At 75.8% G+C, this 6,388-nt stretch carries 4 protein-coding genes; all 4 read right to left on the bottom strand.

All coding sequences use genetic code 11. From position 1 onward, the window contains the following. Positions 1 to 90: 90 nt before the first annotated feature. Positions 91 to 852 (bottom strand): crotonase/enoyl-CoA hydratase family protein, encoded by a 762-nt coding sequence (locus tag ACTUAL_RS02160; protein WP_440899082.1) that lies wholly within the window; start codon positions 850 to 852, stop codon positions 91 to 93. Next, entirely contained in the window at positions 849 to 2,438 is a 1,590-nt protein-coding gene (locus ACTUAL_RS02155; protein ID WP_440899081.1) for an acyl-CoA dehydrogenase family protein, read from the bottom strand. Before ACTUAL_RS02155 ends, ACTUAL_RS02160 begins: the two co-directional genes overlap by 4 nt. A 152-nt stretch (positions 2,439 to 2,590) precedes the next feature. Beyond that, positions 2,591 to 3,442: a S1C family serine protease gene (locus ACTUAL_RS02150; RefSeq protein WP_440899080.1), complete on the bottom strand. Its 852-nt coding sequence runs from the start codon at positions 3,440 to 3,442 to the stop codon at positions 2,591 to 2,593. 119 nt (positions 3,443 to 3,561) lie between these two features. Beyond that, a complete protein-coding gene (locus ACTUAL_RS02145; protein ID WP_440899079.1) occupies positions 3,562 to 5,646 on the bottom strand; it encodes a putative bifunctional diguanylate cyclase/phosphodiesterase in 2,085 nt (694 codons plus the stop codon). Positions 5,647 to 6,388: the final 742 nt, after the last annotated feature.

Here is a 6,388-nt window from a genome sequence, read left to right as displayed (position 1 = left end):
GGGTGGGGGCCGCGCGGGGGGGGGGGGGGGGGGCCCGGGGGCCCCCGGCCGGGGGCGCGCGGGCCGGGCCGCGGCGGGCCGGGCGCGCCGCTACTCCGGGAACCGCCCGTGCCTGCCCCACCCCTCCGCGAACCGCCGCAGGCCCGGCCCGGCGTCCTGGAGCGACACCAGGCCGTGCGCCAGCTCGTTCTCCAGCGCCTCCGCCTCCGCCAGCTCCTCCTGCTCCAGCAGCGACAACCGGTCGTGCCGCAGGCAGGTCTGCGGGAACCCGGCGAGCCGCGCCGCCAGCTCCCGCGCCGCCGGGAGCGCCGTCCCCGCGGGGACCAGCCGGTTCGCCAGGCCGAACGCCAGCGCCTCGTCCGCGCGCACCTCGCGCCCGGTCAGCACCAGGTCCATCGCCCGGCTCACCCCGATCAGCCTGGGCAGCCGCACCGTGCCGCCGTCCACCAGCGGGATGCCCCACCGCCTGCTGAACACGCCGAACACCGCGCTCTCGTCCGCCACCCGCAAATCGCACCACAGCGCCAGCTCCAGCCCGCCCGCCACCGCGTGCCCGGACACCGCCGCGACCACCGGCTTCGACAAGCGCAGCCGGGTCGGCCCCATCGGGCCGGTGGTGCTGCGCGGGTCGTTGCCCAGGTCCGTGCCGATCGCGCCCAGGTCCGCCCCCGCGCAGAACACCCCGCCCTCGCCGTGCAGCACCGCCACCGCCGCGACCGGGTCCGCGTCGAACTCGCGGAACACCTCCGCCAGGGTGTGCGCGGTCGGGCCGTCGACCGCGTTGCGCACGCGCGGCCGGTTCAGCAGCACCGTCCACACCGGACCCGAGCGCTCCACCCGCACCGCGCTCACCGCCCCGGCACCGCCCTCGCCACGATCGCGCCCAGGTCGACCCCGGCGGGCAGGGTGCCGAACGCCAGGCCCCAGTCGCCCGCCAGCCGGGACGCGCAGAACGCGTCCGCCACCGCCGGGTGGCCGTGCCGCACGAGCAGCGCCCCCTGCAGCACCAGCGCCATCCGCTCCACCAGCCGCCGCGCGCGGGACTCCAGGTCGGCCCCGGTCAGCGCCGCCTTCAGCTCCCGCACCGCCGCGTCCAGCCTGCGGTCCGCGCCCGCCGCCGCGTCCAGCTCGGCGGTGAACCCCGCGACCGCGTCCGGCTCCCGCGCCAGGACGCGCAGCACGTCCAGCGCCGCCACGTTGCCCGAGCCCTCCCACACCGACATCAGCGGCGACTCGCGGAAGATCCGGGGCATCCCCGACTCCTCCACGTACCCGTTGCCGCCCAGGCACTCCAGCGCCTCGGCCGCGTGCGCCGGACCGCGCTTGCACACCCAGTACTTGGTCACCGCCAGCCCCAACCGGCTGCGCGAGCCCGCCAGCCACAGGCCGACCGCGGTCGCCGCCTCGGACTCCACCGCGAGGTCCGCGAGCACCGCGCGCATCACCGGCTGGTCCACCAGCGCGGCCCCGAACGCCCGGCGGTGCGCGGCGTGGTGCGCGGCCTGGACCAGGCCCGCGCGCATCCCGGCGGCCGTGCCGAGCACGCAGTCCAGGCGGGTGGCGTTGACCATCTCGACGATCGTGCGCACCCCGCGCCCCGGCTCGCCCACCAGCCAGCCGACGGCGCCGTCGTACTCCACCTCGGCCGAGGCGTTCGACCGGTTCCCGAGCTTGTCCTTCAGGCGCTGCAACGAGATCGCGTTGCGCGCGCCGTCCGGCAGGACCCTGGGCACCAGGAAGCAGGACAGGCCTTCGTCGGCCTGGGCCAGGGTGAGGAACAGGTCGGACATGGGGGCGGAGGTGAACCACTTGTGGCCGGTCAGCACGTGGTGGTCGCCGGAGCGGACGGCGCGGGTGGTGTTCGCGCGCACGTCGGAGCCGCCCTGCTTCTCGGTCATGGACATGCCCGCGACCAGCCCGCGCTTGGACTCCGGCGGGCGCAGGCCGAAGTCGTACTCGGGGGAGGCCAGCAGCGGCTCGAACCGGGCGGCCAGCTCGGGGGAGCGGCGCAGCGCGGGCACGGCGGCGTAGGTCATCGACACCGGGCAGCCGTGCCCGGCCTCGACCTGCGACCAGACGAGGAACTTGGCGGCCCGCGCCACGTGCGCCCCCGCCCGCCCGTCCCGCCACGGCGCGGCGTGCAGCCCGCGCCCGACGGCGGTGGCCATCAGCTCGTGCCAGGCGGGGTGGAACTCGACCTCGTCGACCCGGCGCCCCCACCGGTCGTGGGTGCGCAGGACGGGCGGGTGCTCGTTGGCGAGCCTGCCCAGCTCCTGGACGCGCTCGCTGCCCGCGAGGACCCCCAGCTCCCGCAGCTCCGCTTCGGCCCACCCCGCGCCGCCGAGGCGCAGCGCGGTCAGCAGGGCCGGGTCGTCGGCCACGTCGTGGCCGGTCAGCGGGGGGACCTGGTTGAGCACCTCGTGTGTGACGTGCGCCATGGCGGCGACGTTACTACCGGCGGGTAACTCTGGGAACCGATCATTCGGACCGATCGGCCCAGGTCCCCCACCGCACACGGGAGGGGGTCGCGCGGCCCCTACCCCCGCGCGACCCCCGTCCGTCCCGGCCACCCCGGAGCCGGGACGGCGTCTCAGCCCAGGTCGCCGATCAGCGAGCGCACCTGGTTCGACGGGATCGAGAAGCCGATGCCCACGCTGCCCGCCTCGCCGCCGTCCGACGTCGGCGAGTAGATCGCCGAGTTGATCGCCACCACCTCGCCCGCCGCGTTCACCAGCGGCCCGCCCGAGTTGCCGGGGTTGATCGACGCGTCGGTCTGGATCGCCTGGTAGCTCACCGCGCGCCTGCCGGTCCCCGGCACCGTCACGGTGCGGTCCAGCGCGCTCACGATGCCCGACGTGACCGTCCCCTGCAGCCCCTCCGGGGAGCCGATCGCCACGACCTGGTCGCCGACCCGCACCGAGTCCGAGTCCGCGAACGTCGCCGCCGTCAGCCCGGACACGCCCTCCGCCTGCAGGACCGCCAGGTCGCTGTCCGCGTCCGCGCCCAGCACCTTCGCCTGCACGGTGCGCCCGTCGTCCAGGGTGACCGAGACCTGCTGCGCGCCCGACACCACGTGGTTGTTGGTCAGCACGCGCCCGTCCGAGGACAGCACCACCCCGGACCCGACGCCGCGCGACTGCGAGGTCGCCACGTTGACCTGGACCACGCTCGGCAGGACCTTCTCCGCGATCGCCGACACGTTCAGCGACACGCCCGTCGTCGACACCACCGGCGTGCTCACCGCCGCGGTCGACGTGGCGGCCTCCGGGGCGCTCAGCGCGCCCACCGCGCCACCGGTCGCCCCGCCGACCAGCGCGGCCACCAGGGCCGCCATCGTCACGGCCGTGCCGGTCCGCCGCCAGAACCCCGGTGCGACGGCTGGCGCGGCAGGCTCGTCCAACGACCCCCGCAAGGAGGGGAAGTCCTGTCGTGTCTCGGTCATGGCACCACTGTCGGCCCGCAGGTTGTGAATTCCCTGAGCGCCCGCACAGGAGAAGCCAAGAAACCGCGCCCCGTGACGGGCCTCACGCCCGGTGACGCGCCAGGGTCACCCCGGCCGGCTCACGCGTCCGGGGCCAGCCCCAGCAGCTCGGCCACGTCCTCCCCGGTCAGCGGTTCGGCGTTGAACAGCACGCCCTGCCCCGCGCTCACGCCCAGCTCCCGCAGCCGCCGCGCCTCGTCCGAGGTGCTCACGTGCACCGCGTGCAGCTCCAGCTCCAGCTTCCGGCTCCACGACAGCAGCGCCACCGCCGCCGCCCGGTCCACCAGGTTCGCGCCCTCGGCCAGCCCGCGCACCGGCGGCCCGCCGAACTTCAGCGCCGACAGCGGCAGCTGCCTGATCCGGTCCACCGCGACGTTCCCGCCGCCCAGCTGGTCCAGCGCGAGCAGCACCCCGTGCGAGGCCAGGATGTTCAGCTCCTCCACCTGCTCCTCGCTGAGCGCCGACGGCAACCGCTCCGGCAGCTCGAACCGCAGCTTGTGCGGCGGCAGCCCGGTGTCCCGCAGCACCTGCCGCACCCACGCCACCAGCTCCGGCTCCTGGCACTGCCGCACGCTCAGGTCCACCGACAGCACCGGAGCCCCCTCGCCCAGCGCCGCGTACCACCGCCCGGCCTGCGCGCACGCCCGCTCCAGCGCCCACCGGTCCAGCCGCAGCCCCATGCCGGTGCGCTCCAGCAGCGGCCCCAACCACCGCAGGTCCACCAGCCCGCGCTCGGCGTGGTCCCAGCGCAGCACGGCCTCGACCGCCACCACCGACCGGTCGGCCAGCGCGTGCACCGGCTCGTAGTCCACCCGGAAGTCGCCCTGCTCGGCCCCGCCCGCCACCGATGCGGCCAACGCCGACCGGTCGCGCTCGCGCGCGTCCCGGTCCGGGTCGTACAGCGACCACCCGGTCTTGCCGGAGTCTTTGGCCCAGTCCAGCGCCACGCCCGCGCGGCGCAGCAGCTCCCCGTCCGGCAGGCCGGGCCCGGTGCGGGCGACCACGCCCACGCTGGCCGCGACCCCGATGCCCCGCTCCTCCCACCACACCGGCTCGGCCAGCTCGCGCAGCGCCTGCTCGACCAGGTCCAGCACCGGCGGCAGGTCCGAGCCGGTCACCAGCACGCCGAACTCGTCGCCGCCCAGCCGCGCGATCCGCGCGCCCGCGCCGAACACCGTCCCCAGCACGGACACCGCGGCCCGCAGCACCCGGTCGCCGACCGCGTGCCCGAACGCCCCGTTGACCACCCGGAGCCCGTCAAGGTCGAACAGCGCCACCACCAGCGACCCCGAGCCCTGCGGCCCCTCCTCGCTCTCCAACCAGCCGAGGAACTGGGCCCGGTTGGCCAACCCGGTCAGCGGGTCGCTCAAGCTCTGCCGCACCAGCTGCAGCTGGAGCGCCCTGACCTCGTCCAGGTCCTCGACCACCGCCACGTAGCAGCGCACGTCCCCGTCGCGCCCGCGCACCGGCGTGATCGCGAGCTGCGCCGGGATGGCCTCGCCGTCCGCGCGCACCAGCCGCTTCTCGACCTGCACCCCGTCCCGCTCGCCCGTGAGCAGCTGCCCGCCGAGCCTGCGCAGCGCGGGCAGGTCGTCCGGGTGCACCACCTCCCGCGCGCTCAGCCCGGTGACGCGGTGCGGCGGGTAGCCGAGGATCGCGGGCAGCGCCGCGTTGTGGTCGACCACGCGCCCGTCCGGGGCGACCTCGGCGATGGCGAGCGCGGAGGTGCGCCACACGGCCCGGAACTTCGCCTCGCCCTCCTCGCGCGCCTCGTCGACGGCCCGCTCCGCCGCCGCCTCGGCGAACCCGGCGGCGAGCGCGCCCAGCACGGCGGGGACGCGGGAGGCGGCCGGGTGGTCCGCCCCGTGCAGGGCGACCAGGTGCGGGCGCAGGTTCCCGGCCAGGAACGCGATCGTCCCCTCCAGCACCCCGGCCCGGAACAGCCCCTGCCCGACCAGCGAGCGCCCGGCCCGACGGGCCGCCTCCTCGGGCTCCCGGTCGTCCACCGAGGACAGGACGCCGGTCAGCCGGACCAGGACCTCGTGGTGGGCCGCTGCTGCGGGAAGCGCCTCGGCCCAGCGCTGCGCGAAGCCCTCGTGGGCGGTGGCCGCCACGAGGTCGGCGCGCGGCTCCGGGGCGTCCCCCGCCCCTCCGGCCGTCTTCATTCAGCCCCGGTGCTCAATCGCGTTACACATTCCTGATCGCGTTCACTCCAATGGAGGAATAAGTCGATGTTCATGCGGCATTGAGCTTACTGGGGGATGGGTGCGCAGGCGCAACACGAACTCGGCGACCGGACGGGCCGGGTGGACCGGACCCGGCGAAGTGGCCCGGTCCACCCAGGTCGCGGAGGGTGGACCGGGTTCGGGTGATCACCGGTCCCACCGCGTTCGGCGCGCGGGTGAGCGGCGCCGCGCATTGTTGATCTTTCCGTTCTTCCCGGCGCCCGCACAAATCACCCGAGCCCCACCGTTCGGCCTCGGCGGCGTTCCCGGCGAAAAGCGCTGCGGTCACGGGAAAAGCGGTTCGCCGCCCGGTTGCGGGGACACGGCCGGCTCCGCCCAGTGCAGCAGCGCGACCCTCGCCCGTCAACGTCCGGCGCCCAACGTCCAGATGCCGGAAACCCTTGACCCCGAACCGTTTCGCGGCCCTATCCTCGCCGCAGTGCGTTGACCGCGCGACAGCGAGCCTGCCGTGTTGCGGCACGAGGTCGCGGTGCGGCGGCGAGCGGTCTCGCACTGCTGCGCAGTGCGGGGGCGCGGCACGTGAGGCAGCCCGGATCCACGTGCGAATTGGAGCCCCGTGACCCCAGCACCACGCCCCGACCAAACCCCGGACCGCGCGACCATCGTGGTCGTCGGCGGCGGCCCCCGCGCGTCCGGCCTGCTGGAACGCCTGGGGGCCAAC

The sequence above is a fragment of the Actinosynnema sp. genome (genome assembly GCF_052038725.1).
Note: the sequence above shows the minus strand (reverse complement) of the source record. Positions and strands in the feature narration are given on the sequence as shown.

Coding starts and splice junctions, on each gene's coding strand:
- ACTUAL_RS02155 (WP_440899081.1), bottom strand. CDS start 2,438: ATGGCGCACGTCACACACGAGGTGCTCAACCAGGTCCCCCCGCTGACC.
- ACTUAL_RS02150 (WP_440899080.1), bottom strand. CDS start 3,442: ATGACCGAGACACGACAGGACTTCCCCTCCTTGCGGGGGTCGTTGGAC.
- ACTUAL_RS02145 (WP_440899079.1), bottom strand. CDS start 5,646: ATGAAGACGGCCGGAGGGGCGGGGGACGCCCCGGAGCCGCGCGCCGAC.